General features: G+C 73.2%; 18 protein-coding genes. 3 read left to right on the top strand and 15 right to left on the bottom strand.

Features of this window, described 5'->3' with window-relative positions:
- Positions 1-2 precede the first annotated feature (2 nt).
- The 10 genes from EXU48_RS18590 to EXU48_RS18545 all read right to left on the bottom strand — a co-directional run bounded on the left by EXU48_RS18590 (position 3) and on the right by EXU48_RS18545 (position 9,467).
- Complete coding sequence (locus EXU48_RS18590) at positions 3-767, bottom strand: CoA transferase subunit A (protein ID WP_133109194.1); 765 nt, start codon at positions 765-767, stop codon at positions 3-5.
- Positions 764-1,648, bottom strand: a complete 885-nt coding sequence (locus EXU48_RS18585) for an alpha/beta hydrolase (protein ID WP_133109193.1) — start codon at positions 1,646-1,648, stop codon at positions 764-766. Before EXU48_RS18585 ends, EXU48_RS18590 begins: the two co-directional genes overlap by 4 nt.
- Positions 1,645-2,406 carry a 3-hydroxybutyrate dehydrogenase gene (locus EXU48_RS18580; RefSeq protein WP_133109192.1) on the bottom strand — a complete coding sequence of 254 codons (762 nt, stop codon included), beginning with the start codon at positions 2,404-2,406 and terminating at the stop codon, positions 1,645-1,647. Before EXU48_RS18580 ends, EXU48_RS18585 begins: the two co-directional genes overlap by 4 nt.
- A complete protein-coding gene (locus tag EXU48_RS18575; protein WP_133109191.1) occupies positions 2,403-3,053 on the bottom strand; it encodes a TetR/AcrR family transcriptional regulator in 651 nt (216 codons plus the stop codon). The genes EXU48_RS18580 and EXU48_RS18575 overlap by 4 nt, the downstream gene beginning before the upstream one ends.
- A complete protein-coding gene (locus tag EXU48_RS18570; RefSeq protein WP_133109190.1) occupies positions 3,050-4,675 on the bottom strand; it encodes a class I adenylate-forming enzyme family protein in 1,626 nt (541 codons plus the stop codon). The genes EXU48_RS18575 and EXU48_RS18570 overlap by 4 nt, the downstream gene beginning before the upstream one ends.
- Positions 4,672-5,775: a branched-chain amino acid ABC transporter permease gene (locus EXU48_RS18565; RefSeq protein ID WP_133109189.1), complete on the bottom strand. Its 1,104-nt coding sequence runs from the start codon at positions 5,773-5,775 to the stop codon at positions 4,672-4,674. Before EXU48_RS18565 ends, EXU48_RS18570 begins: the two co-directional genes overlap by 4 nt.
- Positions 5,772-6,650 (bottom strand): branched-chain amino acid ABC transporter permease, encoded by an 879-nt coding sequence (locus EXU48_RS18560; RefSeq protein ID WP_133109188.1) that lies wholly within the window; start codon positions 6,648-6,650, stop codon positions 5,772-5,774. Before EXU48_RS18560 ends, EXU48_RS18565 begins: the two co-directional genes overlap by 4 nt.
- A complete protein-coding gene (locus EXU48_RS18555) occupies positions 6,647-7,414 on the bottom strand; it encodes an ABC transporter ATP-binding protein (protein ID WP_133109187.1) in 768 nt (255 codons plus the stop codon). Before EXU48_RS18555 ends, EXU48_RS18560 begins: the two co-directional genes overlap by 4 nt.
- Entirely contained in the window at positions 7,411-8,169 is a 759-nt protein-coding gene (locus EXU48_RS18550) for an ABC transporter ATP-binding protein (RefSeq protein WP_133109186.1), read from the bottom strand. The genes EXU48_RS18555 and EXU48_RS18550 overlap by 4 nt, the downstream gene beginning before the upstream one ends.
- Before the next feature lie 80 nt (positions 8,170-8,249).
- A complete protein-coding gene (locus tag EXU48_RS18545; RefSeq protein WP_133109185.1) occupies positions 8,250-9,467 on the bottom strand; it encodes a substrate-binding domain-containing protein in 1,218 nt (405 codons plus the stop codon).
- Positions 9,468-9,679: 212 nt separating this feature from the next.
- On the opposite strand from EXU48_RS18545, the gene EXU48_RS18540 reads away from it, so the two are divergent.
- The 3 genes from EXU48_RS18540 to rpsT all read left to right on the top strand — a co-directional run bounded on the left by EXU48_RS18540 (position 9,680) and on the right by rpsT (position 11,918).
- Positions 9,680-10,867 (top strand): acetyl-CoA C-acyltransferase, encoded by a 1,188-nt coding sequence (locus EXU48_RS18540; RefSeq protein WP_133109184.1) that lies wholly within the window; start codon positions 9,680-9,682, stop codon positions 10,865-10,867.
- Between the two features lie 42 nt (positions 10,868-10,909).
- On the top strand, positions 10,910-11,500 hold the full coding sequence (locus EXU48_RS18535; RefSeq protein ID WP_133109183.1) for a type II toxin-antitoxin system PemK/MazF family toxin: 591 nt from the start codon (positions 10,910-10,912) through the stop codon (positions 11,498-11,500).
- Between the two features lie 157 nt (positions 11,501-11,657).
- Positions 11,658-11,918, top strand: coding sequence for a 30S ribosomal protein S20 (rpsT, locus tag EXU48_RS18530; protein ID WP_133109182.1), 261 nt, complete (start codon positions 11,658-11,660; stop codon positions 11,916-11,918).
- 131 nt (positions 11,919-12,049) lie between these two features.
- On the opposite strand, the gene EXU48_RS18525 is transcribed toward rpsT, so the two are convergent.
- From EXU48_RS18525 to EXU48_RS18505, 5 genes are all read right to left on the bottom strand, one after another.
- Positions 12,050-13,174, bottom strand: a complete 1,125-nt coding sequence (locus EXU48_RS18525; protein WP_133109181.1) for a glycosyltransferase family 4 protein — start codon at positions 13,172-13,174, stop codon at positions 12,050-12,052.
- Positions 13,175-13,351: 177 nt separating this feature from the next.
- Entirely contained in the window at positions 13,352-14,317 is a 966-nt protein-coding gene (locus EXU48_RS18520) for a phosphotransferase enzyme family protein (RefSeq protein WP_133109180.1), read from the bottom strand.
- Between the two features lie 58 nt (positions 14,318-14,375).
- Positions 14,376-15,389, bottom strand: coding sequence for a DNA polymerase III subunit delta (gene holA, locus EXU48_RS18515; protein ID WP_133109179.1), 1,014 nt, complete (start codon positions 15,387-15,389; stop codon positions 14,376-14,378).
- A gap of 39 nt (positions 15,390-15,428) precedes the next feature.
- Positions 15,429-16,925 (bottom strand): ComEC/Rec2 family competence protein, encoded by a 1,497-nt coding sequence (locus EXU48_RS18510; protein ID WP_133109178.1) that lies wholly within the window; start codon positions 16,923-16,925, stop codon positions 15,429-15,431.
- On the bottom strand, positions 16,922-17,620 hold the full coding sequence (locus tag EXU48_RS18505; protein ID WP_235857130.1) for a helix-hairpin-helix domain-containing protein: 699 nt from the start codon (positions 17,618-17,620) through the stop codon (positions 16,922-16,924). Before EXU48_RS18505 ends, EXU48_RS18510 begins: the two co-directional genes overlap by 4 nt.
- Between the last annotated feature and the right edge of the window lie 698 nt (positions 17,621-18,318).

Raw genomic sequence — 18,318 nt, 5'->3', positions numbered from 1 at the left:
CCTCAGCCCTCCGTCCGGGTGGTGCGACGTTCGATGCGCTTCTCGATCCCGGTGCCGACCGGCACCACCCGGTGCACGAACACCCCGGGCAGGTGGATCTGATCGGGGTCCAGTTCGCCCGGCTCGACCAGCTCCTCGACCTGCGCGATGCACACCCGCCCGGACATGGCCGCGAGCGGGTTGAAGTTGCGGGCGCTCTTGTTGAACACGAGATTCCCGGTGCGGTCGCCGCGCAGGGCGTGCACGAGCGCGAAGTCCGTGCGGATCGCGTCCTCCAGGACGTACTCGGCGCCGTCGAACGTCCTGGTCTCCTTCACCGGGGACGCGACGGCCACGGTGCCGTCGGGGTGGTAGCGGCGGGGCAGCCCGCCCTCGGCGACCTGGGTTCCCACGCCGGTCTGGGTGAAGAACGCGGCGATCCCGGAGCCGCCGGCGCGCAACTTCTCGGCGAGCGTGCCCTGCGGGGTGAGCTCCACCTCGAGCTCGCCGGAGAGGAACTGCCGCTCGAACTCCTTGTTCTCCCCGACGTAGGAGGAGGTCATCTTCGCCAGCCGCCCCGCCCCGAGCAGCAGGCCGAGGCCCCAGTCGTCCACACCGCAGTTGTTCGAGACGATCGCGAGGTCGCTCGCTCCCTGAGCCAGGAGGGCCTCGATCAGCACCATCGGGTTGCCGCTCAGGCCGAAGCCGCCGACGGCGAGGGAGGCTCCGTCGCCGATGTCCGCCACCGCCTGGGTCGGGTCGGGTACAACCTTGTCGAGTCCGTTCATGCCGTCGCCTCCGCAGCGGTCAGGGCCCGGCGGACGACGTCCGCGACGGCGTCCGCGCCGGTGGGTCCGAGGGTGATCGTGTAGTGGTTGGTGCCGGGGACATCGGCCAGGTCCAGGCCGAGCCGGTCGGCATTGGCGCTGGCGTAGGCCGGGGAGTACAAACCCGGCTCCTCGTTCAGGAGCCCGCGGGGGGCCCGCAGCCAGGCCGCCCGGTGGGACAGGTGGGCGAGGGCGTCCAGAAGCGCCTCACCGCCGGCCAGTTCCAGCGAGTCCTCGGTGACCGCCTCGACGGTCGTGCTCGGGTGCAGGTCGGGCGCGGTGCCGATCAGGTCGTAGTCCACGTAGTCCTCGATGACGTCGTTCCAGTCCGCGAACGCCGGGTGCACCCGCCAGAACTCACGGTAGGCCTCCCGGGTCGGGAACGTCATGGCGAGCCGCGTCGCCGCCGGGCCGAGCAGCGCGGGCCCGACCTCCTCCGGGTCCAGGCCGACCGGCAGCTCCACGGGCACCCCGCCGTCGACGAGGATCAGCTCACGCACCCGCTCGGCGTGCCGGCGGGACAGCACGACCGACGCGAAGGCGCCCATCGAGTGCCCGAGCACCACGGCGCTGGGGACGTCGAGGGCGGCGAGCACGGTCGCGAGGTCGTCCGCATGCGCGGGCATCCCGAACGGGCCTGGCAGGTCCCGGCTGCGACCGCGCCCGCGCAGGTCAGGGGCGATCAGGCGCACCTGGGGCAAGCGCTGCGCCACCAGTCCCCAGGACCGGTGCGAGGCCGTGATGCCGTGCACGGCGAGCACCGGCGGACCCTGCGGGTCGCCCCACTCGGCGACGTGCATGGTGCCGCCGCGGACGGCCACGTCATGGGTGCGGTAACTCATCGCGCCGTCCACCCGCCGTCCATCGTGTAGGAGGAGCCGGTGACCATCGCAGCGGCCGGGGAAGCCAGCCAGCAGGCCAGGTCGGCGACGTGCGCAGGCTCGATGAGTTCCTTGATCGCGGAGCGCTCCAGGAGGATCTCGCTGACCACCCGCTCCGGTGGGATGCCGTGCACCCGGGCCTGGTCGGCGATCTGAGCCTCGACGAGCGGGGTGCGCACGTACCCGGGGTTGAGGCAGTTGCTGGTGACCCCGCGCCCGGCCCCCTCCTGGGCGATCACCTTGGACAGGCCCTCGAGGCCGTGCTTGGCGCTGACGTAGGCGGATTTGAACGCGGAGGCGCGCAGGCCGTGCACGGAGGAGATGTTGATGATCCGGCCGAAGCCACGCTCGTACATGTGCGGCAGCGCGGCCCGGGCCAGCAGGAACGGCGCCTCGAGCATCAGCATGAGGATGAGGTGGAACCGGTCCGGGTCGAACTCCTCGACCGGGCTGACGTGCTGGATGCCCGCGTTGTTGACGAGGATGTCCACGTCCAGGTGCGCCTCGCGCAGCCCGGCGGTGTCGGCCAGGTCCACGACCCACGCCTCTCCCCCGGTTCGCTGCGCCGTCGCCGCCGCGGCCTCGGCGTTGACGTCGACGGCGATCACGTGCGCACCCCGGGTCGCGAACGCCTCGGCGATCGCGGCACCGATGCCGCTGCCTGCCCCGGTGACGGCGGCCCGCCGCCCGGCGAGGTCCTGCGTTGGTCCGTCGGTCATGATCCCTCCGAAGGGTCGGTGGCGCGCAGGGCACCGGAGATGAGCCGCATCATCTCGTCGAAGACCGCCGGCGGCACGGCGGAGGTGCCGGACGCCGTCGGGTCGGCGTCGGCGCCCGCTTCGGCGCCGGAACCCCACAGGACCCAGCGCATGCCGACCATCTCACCGATGCCCATCAGCACCCAGGCGGCCACGGTCGGGTCCACGTTGCCGATCTCGCCGGCGTCCCGGGCCTGGGACAGGCCCTCGATGTAGCCCTCGACGATCCGGGTGTAGTGCAGCCGCAGGGCCTCCGGGGAGACGAACTCCGCCTCCCGGATCACCCGGTACAGGGCGGGGTGTTCCGCGGTGAACGCGAAGAACGCCGCGAACCCGGCCCGCTCGGCCTCCATCCGGGTGGTGGCCCCGCGTGCCCCTTCGGTCATGGCGTGCCGGACCCGGCGGTTGAGGTCCTCGACGAGTTCGTCGAACACGTGCTTCTTCGTCTCGAAGTACAGGTAGAACGTGCCCTGCCCGACGCCGGCGGCCTCGGTGATCTTGACGATGCTGGCCTCCGCGTAGCCGAGTTCGGAGAACACGGTCTCGGCGGCCTCGAGGATCTTCGCGCGGGTCCTGGTGCCCCGGGCGGTGCGTGGGACGGTGCTCACCGGTGGGCCTCCTTCCGGGGCTGGGCGGCCCGCCGCGCCGTGGCGGGATCGGCCGGGTCGGGAACGGTCGTGGCGGGGACCTGGGTAGTCGCGCCGGTGCGCAGCTCCCGGCGCACCGTCTTGCCGGACGCGGTGTGCGGGAGTTCGGCGACGAACGCGATCCGCTTGGGCACCTTGTACGCGGCGAGGTCGTCGCGGCAGTGTCCGATCAGGGCCTGCGCGTCGGTGGCGATCCCGCGGCGCAGGACGACGTGCGCGATGCCCACCTCTCCCCAGCGTTCGTCCGGCTCGCCGACGACCGCCACGTCGGCCACCGCCGGATGACCCCGCAGCACCGCCTCCACCTCCGCCGGGGCGACGTTCTCACCGCCGGAGATGTACATGTCCGAGAGCCGGTCGACGATCCGGAAGAAGCCCTCGTCATCGCGCTCCACGAGGTCCCCGGTGTGCAGCCAGCCGTCCTGCAGGGCCCGGTCGGTCGCCTCCCGGTCGCGGAAGTACCCGGCGAACACACCGGGGCCATGAACGAGGAGCTCACCGGTCGCGGGCCCATCGAGGACCTCGCCGGTGACCGGATCGGCGACGGCCACGTCCACGTACGGGTACGCGGTTCCGGCCCAACCGAGCCGGTCCCGGGCGAGCGCCGCCGGGACACAGAGCACGTTCGGCGACGCCTCGGACAGCCCGTACCCCTGGACCAGCTTCACGCCGCGGGCGTGCCAGGTCCGCAGCAACGGTTCGGGCATCGGCGCACCGCCGACGATCGCTAGCCGGAGGGCGGCCAGGTCGGCGTCGGCGAACGTGGCCTGCTCGGCGAGCATCAGGTAGTGCGCCGGGACGCCCATCATGGTGCTCACCCGCCGCTCGGCGATCAGGTGCAGCACCCGGGCCGGTTCGAAGGTCTGCTCCAGGACCACGGTCGCGCCGGTCCACCAGGCCAGCAGCGGCTGGACGTTCCAGCCGCCCACGTGGAACTGCGGCATCACCGCGAGCACCACGTCGTCGGGCGTGATCGGAGCCGTACGGGACAGGGACAGGTTCGTCCAGAAGCAGTTCGCATGGGTCAGCACCACACCCTTGGGGCGGGCGCTGGTGCCGGAGGTGAACGTGAGCAGCAAGGGGTCGCTGTCCCGGACCTCCCGCACTGCCTGCGGCACCTCGGCCGGGTTCCGGGACGGCGCGGGCACGCTCGCCTCGACACCGCTGGTGCCGAGCTCGCCGGTCGCCGGCGGCCGGCGCAGGCGGGCGACGGCGGAACGCGCCAGGGCTTCGAACGTCTGGTCGGACAGCAGCAGGACGGCATCGGCGATCGCCAGCTGGTCGGCGACCTCACGGGCCGCCAGGCGCCAGGACAGGGGCGTGAGGACCAGACCGGCCTTGGCGCAGGCGAAGAACAGCACGACGTGGTCGGCGCTGTTGCCGGTGAGCGTGGCGATCCGGTCGCCCGGGACGTAGCCGGCGGCGCGCAGGCCACGGGCGAGCGCGGTGGCCCTGCGCTCCAGTTCGCCGTAACTGACCGGCACGCCGCGGTCGTCGATGGCGATCCGGTCGGGGGCCTCGCGGGCGCGCTCCGCCGGCCACCGTCCGAGGGTGTGCCACTGATCGATACTCGCTGCACTCATCGGGCCTCGACCTCCATGCCGTCGCTCTCGGCACCACCCGCCTGCTCGAGTGTGGCTCGCGCGCGGGCCACGCTACCCCCGGACCGGAGCCGGGCGACGGTGCCGGTGATCCCGCCGGGCAGGAACAGCACCACCAGGATGAACAGGGTTCCGAGCAGGAACAGCGGCTGCGACAGCGGCACCCTCAGGATCGCCGGCAGGGACTGGATGAACTCGCCTCCGGCGAGGGCGGTGAGCCGCTGATCGAGCAGGGTGTAGACGACACCGCCGATCACGGCGCCCCACCGGGAGCCGACCCCGCCGAGCACCACCATGACCAGCAGGGTCAGCGTGAAGTCGGCGGACGTGGCCCGGGCCTGGGCGCCGTTCTGGACGAGCAGGTAGGCCATCCCGACGATGCCGGCGAGGCTGCCGGCGGTGACGAACGCGAGCAGCCGGACCAGGTACGGCTGCATCCCGATCACCCGGACCCGCAGCTCGTTCTCCCGGGTCGCGGCCGCGACGTGCCCGGCCCGGGAGCGCTCGAACCAGGTCACCAGGGCGAACACGGCGATCGCGATCGCCAAGGAGATCCAGTACAGGTTCCGGGTGTTGACCACCCCGACGAACGACTCGGGGATGTTCGTGATGTCCAGTCCGAGGCCCTCCTCGCCGCCGGTGAGGCCGCCGGGGTTGCGGGCCACGAGTACCGAGCCCGCCTGGGCGAAGGCCAGGGTCACCATCGCGAACGAGATGCCGCTGACCCGCAGCGAGACCGCCCCGACGATCAGGGCCAGCAGGGTCGCCCCGACGAACACCAGCAGGGCCGCCGAGACCAGGGACATCTGCCAGTGCCTGAGCGCGATCGCGAGACCGTACAGCCCCGCGGCGAAGTACAGCGCATGCCCGAAGGAGAGCAGCCCGGCGAGCCCGAACAGGACGTGGTAGCTCAGCGCGAGTCCGGCGATCAGCAGGCACAGGGCCAACAGTTGCAGGGTGCCGGGCTCGTAGGTGGCCCCTGGGAGCACGCCCGGGATCCTGAGGTTGAGCAGGGGCAGGGCGGCGAGCAGGATCACGCCGAGGATCCCGATCCCGACCCGCAGTACCGATGCGCGGTTCATGCCGCCACCCTTCCCATCAGGCCCCTCGGGCGGATCAGCAGCACCAGGGCGAGCGCCAGGACCACCGCGAACTCACCCAGTCCGAAGACGTAGTAATTGACGAACTGCTGCAGCATCGCCACCAGCACGGACGCGATCGCCGCGCCGGTCAACGAGCCCAGGCCACCGATCACCGTGACGATGAACGCGAAGATCAGCAGCGACGGCCCCAGGTGCGGGGAGACGATCGTGTAGTACTGGGAGGCGAGCACGCCACCCAGTCCGGCGGCCGCCCCGCCGACCGCGAACACGAGGGTGAACGACTTCCGGACGTCGATACCCAGCGCCGTGACCATCGAACGGTTCTCGACGCCGGCCCTGATGATCAGCCCGTACCGGGTGAACTTCAGGAACAGAACGATCCCGGCCAGGACGGCGACGGCGGCGATGATCGCCAGGAACCTGTTGTTCGGGACCCGCGCACCGAGGATCACGGTCACCTCGGACATCCAGTCCGGGCCGGTGATGATGATCGCGTCGGTCCCCCAGACACCGGAGGCCAGGGCGCCCAGGGCGAGGGCGAGCCCGACCGTGACGAGGACCTGTTCGATGTGACGCTCGTAGAGCCGCCGGACCAGGAGCAGTTCGGTGAGTGCGGCGATCGCGGCCCCGGTCAGAACACCGGCGAGGGCACCGACAGCGAACCCGGGCCAGGTGGTCGCCCCGATCAGCCGGGACACCTCGTAGCCGGCGTACCCCCCGAACATCAGGAAGGCGCCGTGCGCGAAGTTCAGCACGCCCATCAGCCCGTAGATCAGCGACAGCCCGGAGGCGACCAGGAAGTAGAGGGCGCCGAGGCCGAGACCGGTGATGGCCAGCAACAGGACGGTGCTCACGCCGGTGCCTCCGTTGGGTGCGCGCCGTCCGGGACCGCGCCCGCTGCGGCGCTCTCGGGAGCGTCGCCATGCACGCCGAGGTGGCGGCGGACCAGGTCGGGATCGTCGAGGAACTCGGCGGCCGGGCCGGTGTGCACCACCCGCCCGCCGGAGACCACCACGACGTCGCGGGCCAGGGCCCTGACCACCGCGAGGTTCTGCTCGACGAGCAGGATCGGCGCGAGTTCGGCGGCCCGGACCAGGGCGTCGGCGACCTCGCCCACGATCTTGGGCGCGAGCCCCTTGGTGGGTTCGTCGACGAGCAGCAGCCGGTTCGGGTTGAGCAGCGCCCGGGCCAGGGACACCATCTGCTGCTGCCCGCCGGACAGGGTGCCGGCCAACTGGGCGGAGCGCTGCACCAGGTCCGGGAACAGGGTCTCGACGACGTCCCAGTGAGCGTCCGGGCCCCGCTGGGCGAGCTTGAGGTTCTCGGCGACGGTCAGCCCGGCGAACACCTCACGGTCCTCGGGGACGTAGCCCACCCCGCGCTGCACGATCCGGTGCGTCGGCTCGCGGTCGATGCCGACGCCGTCGAGCAGGATCTCCCCGCGCCGCGGGATCAGGCCGAGGATCGCCTTGATCGTCGAGGTCTTGCCGACGCCGTTGCGGCCGAGGAGGGCGGTGACCCCGGTGGCGGGCACGTCCAGGCTGACGTCCTCGACGACCTGCTGGCCGGCGATGCTCGCGCTCAGGTTGCGCACGCTCAGGATCAGCTCGGGACTCATGCGCCCTCCCCCAGGTACGCGGACTGGACGGTGGCGTCGGCCATCACGACCTCCGGGGTGTCGCACGCGAGCAACCGGCCGTGGTGCATCACGGCCACCCGGTCGACGAGGCCGAGCACCACCTCGATGTGGTGCTCGACCAGGAGCACGGTGCAGCCGCGCTCGCGGTGCATCCGTCGGATGATCTCGGTGAGACCGGGCACGTCACCCGAGCCGACGCCGGCCATCGGTTCGTCGAGCAGGATCACACTCGGATCGGTGGCCAGCAGCACGGCGATCTCGAGCTTGCGCTTGTCCCCGTGGGACAAGTTGCCGGCCGCGACCGTCTCCAGGTGGCTCAGGCCCACCTGGGCCAGGCAGTCCCGGGCGGTCACGGTGGCGCGGTCCGAGGCGAGCGGGAACGCGAGGACGGACATCGCAGCGCCCTCCTTCGCCTGGGACGCGAGGCGGACGTTCTCGACGAGGTCGAGCTGGGGGAACAGGCTCGAGGTCTGGAAGGTCCGGCCGAGCCCGCGGCGGGCCCGGCGGGTGATGCTCAGGCCGGCGACATCCTCGCCGTCCAACTCCACGGTGCCCGCGGTGGGGCGGAGCACCCCGGAGATCAGGTTGAACAGCGTGGTCTTGCCGGCGCCGTTCGGGCCGATGACGCCGAGCATCTCGCCGGCGGGCACGGTCAGGTCCACGTCGACGAGGATCCGGGCGCCGCCGATCGTGAGTCCGAGCCCACGCGTGGCGACGGCGGGTGGTGTGGTCATGGTTGGGCCTCCAGGCCGGAACGGTCAACGACGGGAGCGCGTTCGGGCGGGCCGGCGGCCGGGGCCGCCGGCCCGTCCGGTCAGCCCGCCTCGGGTGGGGCGACCTCGTCGCCGGCGATCGCCTGGATCAGCTCGGGGACCCAGGTGCCGCCGTCGTCGACGAGTCGCACCTGGAACATCGGCTGGATCATGGCGTGGTCGGCGGCGCGGATGGTCATCTCGCCCTTGGGACCGGCGAAGGTCCAGCCCTCGAGCGCCGCGACCATGGCGTCCGGGTCGTCTCCGCCCTCCTCGATGGCGCGGACCACCATCAGGGCGGCGTTGAAGCCGTCCGGGGAGAACAGGTCGGGCACGCCACCGGCGGCCTCGATGCCGTCGATCATCGCGGTGTTCACCTCGTTGTCCGCGGCACCGGCGAAGTAGTGGTTGAGGAAGTTGATCCGGTCCGACGCCGGGCCGTAGGCCTGGTAGGACGCGGTGTCCGCGAGGCCGGTCACCACGGTGGTGGCCTCCATGACGCCCTGCTGCTCGAGTGCCTGCCACATCGCGGCGGTCGTCTCGCCGGCCCAGGCGACGAAGAGCAGGTCCGGCTGGGCGTCGAGAATCTTCTGGGCCTCACCGGTGAACTCGGTGACGCTCTCCCCGACCAGGATCGGGGTCACGGTCGCCCCGGCCCCGCCGAGGACCGCCTCGACCGTGGCCGCGTTCCCCTGACCGAACGCGTTGTCCTGGGCGAACACGGCCACGCTCGCGCCCTCGACGTCGTCGAGGAACGTCCCGGCCGTGGCGACGTCCTGGTAGGTCTGACGGCCGGACCGGAACGTGTACCCGTTGATGCCGGTCACCTGGTCGACCGCGGCCGGGCCGACGATGTAGACGGTCTGGTTCTGCTCGGCCAACGGGGCCACCTGGAGCGCGACGCCGGAGGACGCGGTGCCGACGATCAGCGGGATCCCGGTGCCGACCATGTCCTTGAACGCGTTCACCGCCTTGTTCGGGTCGCCGGCGTCGTCGACGATCTCCAGGTTGATCTCGTAGTCGCCGGCGATGTTCGTGCCGTCCGTGGCGTAGTCGAGGCCGGCCTCGAAGGCGGCCAGATACTGCTCGCCGTAGCCGGCCAAGGGGCCGGTGCGGGAGTAGACCACGCCCACGTCGATCGGCTGGACCTCGGCGCCGGTCTCGGCGCCGGCGCCCTCGGTGGTCTCGGAGTCTGCTCCCTGCGTCGGCGCGCACGCGCCGACCAGCATCAATGACGCCGCGAGCGCCGAAGCGGCGACGTACCTCTTCCGGAGGTGCATGGGCCCTACCTCTCACATCTTCGTGATCGAGAACCTGAGAGGTGCCTCAGGTTGCAGGTATGGTGTGTCACACGGACCTCCGGCGTCAAGTCGATCGGTCCCGGCGCGGCGGACCGGGCGGCGCGGCATCCACGTCGGGAGCCGCGCGAGGCGGGCCACGGCCGGGCCGTGGGGTGACAATGGAAGTCAGGAATCGCCCGAAGGAGCCGCAGATGCCCACCTCCCCCGATGACGTCGTGATCGTGGGTGCCGCGCGCACCCCGTACGGCCGGATCAACGGCGGTCTCGCGAGCCTGCCCGGCACCGCGCTCGGCGCCCACGCCATCGCCGCCGCGCTGGCCGCAGCCGGAGTGTCCGGCGCGGACGTCGAGGCCGTCGTGCTCGGCCAGGTGCTGCAGGCCGGCGCCGGGCAGAACCCGGCGCGTCAGGCCGCCCTCGCGGCCGGCATCGCGCCGAGCGCGCACGCCATCGCCCTCAACAAGGTCTGCCTGTCGGGGCTGACCGCGATCATCGACGCGGCCCGGCTGATCCGCACGGGCGAGGCGACGGTCGCGGTGGCCGGCGGCATGGAGTCCATGTCCCAGGCGCCGCACCTGCTCCCCGGCACCCGGGCCGGCTGGGTCTACGGCGACCGGACCGCCGTCGACCACCTCGCCCACGACGGCCTCACCGACGCCGTCGACGGCGATGCGATGGGGGCGCTCACCGAACGCGGCAATGCCACGCTCGGGCTGACCCGGGCCGAGCAGGACGCCCTGGCCGCCCGCTCGCACCGCCTCGCCGTGGCAGCGCGGGCCGACGGCGTGTTCGCCGCCGAGATCGCGCCGGTGACGATCCGCGGTCGCAAGGGGGAGGTCGTGGTCGACGCCGATGAGGGAGTACGCCCGGACACCACCGAGGAGGTCCTGGCGCGGCTCCGGCCCGCGTTCGCCGACGACGGCACGATCACGGCGGGCAACTCCTCCCAGCTCACCGACGGCGCCGCGGCCGTGGTGCTGACCTCCCGCGCGGAGGCCGAGCGGCACGGCCTGGGCGCTCTCGCCGTGGTGGACGCGGCCGGCCAGGTGGCCGGGCCGGACAACTCGCTGCATTCCCAGCCGGCCCGCGCGATCGCCGCGGCCCTGACCCGCGCCGGATGGACCGTGTCGGACCTGGACCTCGTCGAGATCAACGAGGCGTTCGCCGCGGTGGTGTGCCGCTCGCAGGCCGAGCTCGGCGTCGACCCCGAGCGGGTGAACATCCACGGCGGTGCGATCGCACTCGGCCACCCGATCGGCTCCTCGGGTGCGCGTCTGGTCGTGCACGCCGCACACGAGCTGGCGCGTCGCGGCTCCGGGCGGGCCGCCGTCGGGCTCTGTGGCGGTGGCGGCCAGGGGGAGGCGCTCCTGCTCCGCGCATGAGCAGCGCCGCTCCACCGGGGGCCCCCGCTAGGCTCACCGAGCATGAGCCTGCTCGATCGCGCCCTCCGGGTGGCGGGGACCGTGGCCCGGGATCTGCTCCGGCCCCGCCGAACCAGCCGACGCGGTTCCGGCGACGCCGTCCGCCGGAACTCCGGCGCCCGCCCGAGGCCTGAGCCGGGATCCGGTGGGGGCGCCGGGCAACGGACCGAGCACCCGCACACGACCCGGGAGTTCGAGGTCGGCCGCGGCCTGCCGCCGCTGCGCTACTCCCCCAGTGACGACGGAGCTGCCGACCCCGGCGAGGTCGTCTGGGCGTGGGTGCCCTACGACGAGAACGACGGCCGCGGCAAGGACCGGCCGGTGCTGATCCTGACCCGCCACAACCAGGGATTCCTCGGCCTGCAGCTCACCTCGAAGGACCACGACCGGGACGCCGAGGACGAGGCCCGCTGGGGCCGGCGGTGGCTGGACATCGGCTCCGGCGGTTGGGACTCCCGGGGCCGACCCTCGGAGGTGAGGCTGGACCGGGTGCTGTTCCTTCCCGCGGACGCGGTCCGCCGCGAGGGCGCCGCCGTGGACCGACGCACCTACGACCGGGTGAGTGACGCGCTCCACGATCTGCATGGCCACTGATCGGCCGAATCCGTGTAAACTGGTGCGCTGAGTCTGCGGCCACCTCGGCATGCGACTCGCCCTCTGACCGTCGCAGGTATCCCCACGCCTCAGTCCCGGTCAGGCCAGAGCCCTCACCGACGTCAGATCGCGCGAGCGAATACACAAGAGAGTCCACGTGGCAAACATCAAGTCCCAGATCAAGCGGATCGGCACGAACGAGAAGGCGCGCCTTCGCAACAAGGCCGTGAAGTCCGAGCTCAAGACGCACGTGCGTCGAGTTCGTGAGGCCGTCGACGCAGGCGACAAGGAGGCGGCCGGCGACGCGCTGAAGAACGCCTCCCGCAAGCTGGACAAGGCCGTCAGCAAGGGTGTCATCCACCAGAACCAGGCCGCGAACCGCAAGTCAGCCCTGGCGAAGCAGGTCGCGGCTCTCTGAGCCGCCCCGCCCGCGTCGCGGGCGAGCTTGTCAGCCAGACAAAGCAGACAAGCAGACAAGCACTGACGCCGACGGCGCCACTCCCCTTCCGGGGTGTGGCGCCGTTCTCGTGGTTGCGTGCTCGGGCCGGCTCAGGCCGGCTGCAGCGCGCGAGCGCGGATCGCGTCCTCGTAGTGGCCGAGCAGGGCGTCGCCGAGCGCCGTCCAGGACCGCGGCAGCACGTCACGCCGGCCCGCTTCCCCCATCCGTGCGCGCAGGCCCGGGTCGGCGGCGAGCAGGGCGACGGCGTCCGCGATCGCCCGGTCGTCGTCCGGCGCGACCAGGAAGCCGGTGTGACCGTGCTTGACGATGTCCTTCGGGCCGCCACTGGCCGGGGCCACGACCGGAAGGCCGGCGGCCGCCGCCTCCTGGAGCGTCTGCCCGAAGGTCTCCTGGGTACCCGCGTGCACGAACACGTCCAGGGCCGCGTACGCGTTCGCGAGGTCGTCACCGTCGAGACGGCCGAGCAGCACGGCATCGGTCCCGGCGAGGGCGCGTTCCAGGAGCGGACGGCTCGGACCGGCGCCGACGAGCACCAGCCGGACCCCGGGCATCCGGGCGGCGACGGCGAGGCGCTCCACCTGTTTCTCGGGCGCCAGTCTGCCCACGTAGCCGACGAGCACCTGCCCGTCCGGCGCGAGCCGGGCCCGCAGGGCCTTGACCTCCGCCAGGTGGCGCCGGTTCGGGTGGTACGTACCGGCGTCCACCCCGCGCCCCCACCATCGGGCCCGGTCGATGCCCGCCGTGGCGAGGTCGGCGAGCGCCCCGGTCGACGGCGCGAGCGTCAGGTCGGCGCTGTTGTGCACCCGGCGCAGCCATCGCCACGCGGCGGGGGCGGTCAGGGACAGCCCGTACCGGCGTGTGTAGCCGGCCAGGTCCGTCTGGAAGACCGCCACGCTCGGGATCCCCTGCCTCCTGGCCAGGGTGAGCGCCTGGGCGCCGATGCCGAACGGCGCCGCGGCGTGCAGCACGTCCGGCGCCAGGTCGAGGACGGCCTTGACGAGGCGACGGTTCGGCACGGCGGCGCGGAATCCCTGGAAGTCCACGCCCGCGCACTCGCGCACCTGGAACCCGGCGTACGTCGAAGGTGCGGGGCCGGGACACACGACGACCGCCTGGTGGCCGCGGGCGGCGAGGTGGTCCAGCACCCGCAGGACGCTGGTCGTGACGCCGTTGACGCTCGGCAGGAAGGACTCGGTCACCACTGCGACTCTCACGGCTCCCACGGTCCCGGGCGGGGGTGACGAACCTGCCAAGACGCCACGGCCGGGAGGTGACGAACAGGTGGCAAGTCGGCATCCCGCTCTCCGTGCGTGCGTCGAGTCACGTCAGGTCGACCGCCCGGCGTCGCCAGCGACGGGTTGGCCGATCGGGCGGGTCCGGTGACGCGGTGTTCAGAGACCGTGCTCCACCGCGGCGGCCCAGCCGTCCGGGTCGTCACCAGCAGGCACGGAACCGAGGCCGAACCAGAGCGTGAACGCCTCGAGCCAGCCCTCCTCGCGCTCCGTGAACGGCGCGATGGTGCGGTAGCCGGCGAGGAAGCTCTCCCGCGTGGCGGGTGTGGTCGGCCGCCAGGTCCGGAACCGGGTGGCCAGGTTGACGACCGCCCGGGCCACGTCATAGACGCGGTGGTCCACCATCATCTCGTCGAAGTCCAGGATCACGGCCACCCTCGGCCCGGCCATCAGGATGTTCGTGCTGCGGTAGTCGCTGTGGATGAGCTGCGGGGCGGAATCGAGATCGGGGAGCCCTTCGAGCAGGTCCGCCAGTCGGGCGCTCGCGCGCGGTGCCCGCCCGGCGGCCGACGGCCCGTTCGCGAGCCGGCGACGCGGGTCCGGCTCCGGCAGGCACGGGTCCGCAGCGATCGCACCGGCCGGAAGGGCCGAGGCCGCGAGGTGCAAGCGCGCGAGCTCGGCCCCGGCGGCGCGCACCGCCGTCACGTCCGTGGGGTCGAGAAGTTCGCCGTCGACCAGCGGCTGCACCACCACGGACAGCGGGCGGTCGGCGTGCGCGACGATCCGACGCTCACCCCCGCGCGACGGCAACGGCGCGGCCACCGGAACACCCGCCGCTTCGAGTCCGGCCAGCACGTCGGCGATCGCCGCCAGCCGCTCGAACGCCGGGGCGTGCGCGCCGATCTTGACCACCAGCGGGCCGGCACTGGTGTCCAGCCACGCGATCGCGTTGTGGGCGCTGATCACCACCCGCTCGCAGCGCGCCACGGTGATGCCCCAGTGCCGGCGCAGGACGTCACTCAGCCAGGCGGCGACGTCGTCGAGGTCCGTGAAACCGAAGCGGGTGCGGAGGGAGTCCGGCGGGTGGCCGTCCTCCCACAGGAGGGACAGTCCGGCTGGATGCATTGCCGCATCGTAGGCAGATTCCGGTCCGACGGCGGTCTACCGGGGCGTCACGGCGTGCCTAGTGGCCGCGTGCGCCCGCGACCCGGAGCACGGCACGTTCGACGGCGAACTCGGCGTCCCGGCCCTCGCCCTTGACCTCGGCGTCCGCGTCGGCCACGGCCGTGATCGCGCGCGCCAGCCCTTCGGGCGTCCAGCCGCTCAGTTCCCGACGGGCCCGGTCGACCTGCCAGGGTGCCAGGCCCAGGTCCGATGCGCTGGCCCCGCCTCGGCCCCGCATCGCGGCCACCTTGGCCAGGGTGCGCAGCTTGACCGCGAGCGCCGCCACCAGCGGGACCGGGTCCACCCCGGTCTCCAGGGCGTGCCGCAGCAGGGTGACGGCCTCGGCACTGTGGCCGGCGATCGCGGTGTCCGCGACCCGGAAGCCGGTGGCCTCGACCCGACCGCCGTAGTACCGCTGCACCACGTCCGGAGTGATCGTGGAGCTGGTGTCCGCGATGAGCTGCTGGCACGCGGACGCCAGTTCACGCAGGTCGGAGCCGAGGGCCTCGACGAGGGCCTGGACCGCGGTGTTCGTGGCCTTGCGCCCAGCGGTGCGGAACTCCGCCGCCGCGAACGCGACCTTGTCCGCATCACGCTTGATCGCCTCACAGGTGACCACCGGGTAGGAGGCCTTGGCGACCGCGTCGAGGAGCTTCTTGCCGCGGGTCCCCTTCTCGTGACGCAGCACCAGCGTGACGTCGGTGACCTCCGGGCCGGCCGTGCCGACGTAGGCGAGGGCGTCGTCGAGGAACGCGTCCGACATCGCCTCGAGGCCGTTCACCACGATGTGCCGGTGCTCGCCGAACAGCGACGGACTGGCGATCGTCTCGAGCTGGCCGCGCTCGTAGGTGGCCGCCTCCAGCACCGTCTGCTCGTAGTCACCTCCGTGCTCGCGCACGAGGGTGGCGATCCGGGCCACCGCCCGGTCCGCCAGCACGGTCTCCTGGCCGCGCACCAGTACCACGGGGGCGAGCGGGACGTCCTGCCAGGTGGGACCGGTGGGAGCGCTGGGACGACGACGAGCGGGAGGCACGGGCCAAGCCTGCCACGACCGGCCGACAGGCACGGCACGTCAGGGCGCGCGAGCGCCGGACCCGCCCCTCAAGCGTCGGATCGCGGCGGTGAGGACCAGGCCGGTGAGCACCGCGAGCAGGAGCGCGCCACCCAGGCCGCCGGGCCAGGGCACGGTGGCCGACGGGAGTGATGCCGCCCACGTCGCGACGGCCGCGATCCAGGCGGTGCACCAGCCCGCCCAGCCGGCGAGCACCGCGGCGACGACGGGACTCACCGGCGCGGTCAGGGTCGCCACCACCCCGAGCACCGTCGCAGGTGGCACCGCGGCGGCCGCCAGCAGGTTGGCCGGCACCGCGTAGAGCGCCACCCCGGGCTGCAGCAGCACGATGATCGGAGCGCACGCCGCCTGGGCCGCGATCGGCACCGCGACCGCCAGTGCGAGTGGCCGCGGGAGATAGCGCGCGAGCACGCCCGCGAGCGGGCCGGCCCACAGCAGCAACCCGCCGGTGGCGACGGCGGAGAGCACGAAGCCGTACGACCGAGCGATCCAGGGGTCCGCGACCAACAGTGCGACGATCGCGACCCAGAGTGCCGGCAGGGCCGCGCGCGGTCGACGCAGCGCGAGACCCAGCAGCATGAGACCACCCATGGTGGCCGCCCGCAGCACGCTACCGCTGGGGTAGACGAGGGCCACGAACGCGACCAGGACGACGGCCCCGATGCCGACCCGCAGCCACCGGGGCGCCCACCACACGGCGAGCAGGACCGTGCCCAGGATGATCGCCACGTGAGCACCGGAGACGGCCGTGACGTGGGTCAGCGCGACCGTGCGGAGGTCCTCCTCCAGCGGCACCGGGAGCGCTCGGACGTCGCCCAGGGTGATACCGGGCACGAGGCCGCGGGCCTGCGGGGCGAGGCCGGCACTGGCGGCGACGAGTCCGGCCCTGAGGTCACCGACCCGCGCCTGCCACCAGGGCGGGGCACGCTCGGAGACCCCGGCGCCGTCGGCGATCACGAGGAGCGCCGCGGCGTCTCCGGCATCGGTGGCCGCGAACCGTGCGTCGGTGCGGATCCGGCCGCCCACCGGCAGGTTCTCCCAGCCCTCCCCCGCAATGACGGTCACCGGGACCGCGAGCGCGTACCGTCCGCCGGGCAGGTTCGCCTCGACGAGCGTGGCCGGCACCCGCAGGCTCGCCCCGGACCATCCCGGGAGTTCCTGCGGCTCACCACCGATCACGAGGGTGGCCACGCCGCGCTCCCCCACCACCGGGGCGACCGCGGCCGCACGTGCAGCGACCCGCGGGGCCGCGAGACCGAGGACCGCGGCCCCGACCAGGCAGCCGAGGGCCACCGCAGCCAGCACCCGCTCCCGCGGGGTGAACCGGTGCCTCGCCCGGTGGCGGCGGCCGAGCCGGTGCAGGCACCCGAGGGTGCAGACGAGCAGGCCGAGCACCACGGCGGTCGCGGCCACGGGTGGGACGACCAGCACCAGCCAGCTCCCGGCCCAGGCGAGCGCGGCCGCGGGCAGCAGGCGCAGGTCGAGAGGGGTCCTCACACCGTCACCAGGTCACGCAGCCGCTCCATCGTCGCCGGTCCGATCCCGGAGACGTCGTCCAGCTGGTCGATGCTGGTGAAGCCGCCGTTCTCGCTGCGGTGGTCGAGGATCCGCTGGGCGAGGGCGGGTCCGATGCCGGGCAGCGTCTCGAGCTCGGCCGCAGTCGCCGTGTTCAGGTCGACGGGGCCGATCGTGCCGGCAGGGCCGGCAGTGTCGGGACCGTCGGCGGTCCCGGCCGGGTCAGGGGCGCCCACGGCCGCGGGCGGCAGCGTCTCCCCCAGGACCGGCACGTACACCTGCTGCCCGTCCTGCAGCCAGCCGGCGAGGTTCACGGCGTCGAGGTCGGCGTCGGAGGTGGGGCCGCCCGCCGCGAGGACGGCGTCGTTGACCCGGGAGCCGGCCGTCAGGTCGTACACCCCGGGCGAGGAGACGGCTCCGGCCACGTGGATCACGAGGGTTCCAAGGGTCTCGTCGGCAGCCCCAGCATCGCCGGTGCCGCCGGTGCCGGGCACGGAGGTCTCGGGCCCGGTGGCGCCCTCCGGCGCGGCGGCGGGACCGGCCGGATCCGGGGCGGAGGGTGTTGCGAGCGGCGGCAGCGGCGGCTCGCTCGAGTCCCGGGGCCAGACGATGACGAGCGCGATCAGGGCCAGGACGACCACCGCGATCCCGACCCGGGCCGCCATCGAGGTGGGCATGGCCAAGCGGCTTCGTGAGCCGCCGGCCCGCGGTCGCGCGAGGGGCGCCGGAGAGCGGCCGCGGTCGTTCGGGCGCGGCGTCGTGGATCCGCCGGCGCGCCCACCTGAGCGGTCGGAGTGGTCCGAATCGTCCGAGTCCGCTGAGTCGTCCCGTGCCCACGGGTCCGCGACTGCGGCCGGCCGCCCACCCGGTTCGTCGCGGGCACGTCCCGGCTCCTCGGCCACCCCGGCCGGTGCTGTGCCGAATGCGATGTCGGGCGTGCTGTCGGCCGTGCTGTCGGGCACGGCGTAGGCCACCCGGAGCACGCGCCGCAGCCGATCCCGCGGCTCGGTACCTCGACGCTCCACACCGAAGGACGCTAGAACGTGCGGACCGGGCCCGGCCGGGCCACGGTCACGGTTGGGGAACGTCCGGCATCCCGCCGGGTCTGTGGACCGGGTCGCCCCGGACGAAGCCGCCGACGCCGGTCGACGCTCGATCCGGTCCGGTCCGGGATAACTCGATCCGTCCGGTTGGGTCCCGATCGGTCCTGGCAACGGTGTCGGGGCGGGGCGGTCCGCCCTAGTCTGTGGTCCCATGAGCGAGAACGCGACACCGGATCTCGCCGCCCTCCGGGCCGCGGCCGCCCAGGCGGAGGCCGAGGCCGCCGAGGCCCGCGCCGCGGCGGCCCGGGCGGCGCTCGCGGCGGCCGAGGCCG

The sequence above is a fragment of the Occultella glacieicola genome (assembly GCF_004353825.1).
Classification (GTDB): domain Bacteria; phylum Actinomycetota; class Actinomycetes; order Actinomycetales; family Beutenbergiaceae; genus Occultella; species Occultella glacieicola.
The sequence above is the reverse complement of the archived record's forward strand: the minus strand, read 5'-3'. Positions and strand labels throughout refer to the sequence as shown.

What these genes read in the sequence shown, in the direction of transcription:
- EXU48_RS18565 (WP_133109189.1), bottom strand. Translation starts at nt 5,775, where the DNA reads ATGAACCGCGCATCGGTACTGCGGGTCGGGATCGGGATCCTCGGCGTG.
- EXU48_RS18590 (WP_133109194.1), bottom strand. Translation starts at nt 767, where the DNA reads ATGAACGGACTCGACAAGGTTGTACCCGACCCGACCCAGGCGGTGGCG.
- EXU48_RS18550 (WP_133109186.1), bottom strand. Translation starts at nt 8,169, where the DNA reads ATGACCACACCACCCGCCGTCGCCACGCGTGGGCTCGGACTCACGATC.
- EXU48_RS18570 (WP_133109190.1), bottom strand. Translation starts at nt 4,675, where the DNA reads ATGAGTGCAGCGAGTATCGATCAGTGGCACACCCTCGGACGGTGGCCG.
- EXU48_RS18555 (WP_133109187.1), bottom strand. Translation starts at nt 7,414, where the DNA reads ATGAGTCCCGAGCTGATCCTGAGCGTGCGCAACCTGAGCGCGAGCATC.
- EXU48_RS18540 (WP_133109184.1), top strand. Translation starts at nt 9,680, where the DNA reads ATGCCCACCTCCCCCGATGACGTCGTGATCGTGGGTGCCGCGCGCACC.
- EXU48_RS18535 (WP_133109183.1), top strand. Translation starts at nt 10,910, where the DNA reads ATGAGCCTGCTCGATCGCGCCCTCCGGGTGGCGGGGACCGTGGCCCGG.
- EXU48_RS18520 (WP_133109180.1), bottom strand. Translation starts at nt 14,317, where the DNA reads ATGCATCCAGCCGGACTGTCCCTCCTGTGGGAGGACGGCCACCCGCCG.
- EXU48_RS18505 (WP_235857130.1), bottom strand. Translation starts at nt 17,620, where the DNA reads ATGCCCACCTCGATGGCGGCCCGGGTCGGGATCGCGGTGGTCGTCCTG.
- EXU48_RS18545 (WP_133109185.1), bottom strand. Translation starts at nt 9,467, where the DNA reads ATGCACCTCCGGAAGAGGTACGTCGCCGCTTCGGCGCTCGCGGCGTCA.
- EXU48_RS18585 (WP_133109193.1), bottom strand. Translation starts at nt 1,648, where the DNA reads ATGAGTTACCGCACCCATGACGTGGCCGTCCGCGGCGGCACCATGCAC.
- EXU48_RS18580 (WP_133109192.1), bottom strand. Translation starts at nt 2,406, where the DNA reads ATGACCGACGGACCAACGCAGGACCTCGCCGGGCGGCGGGCCGCCGTC.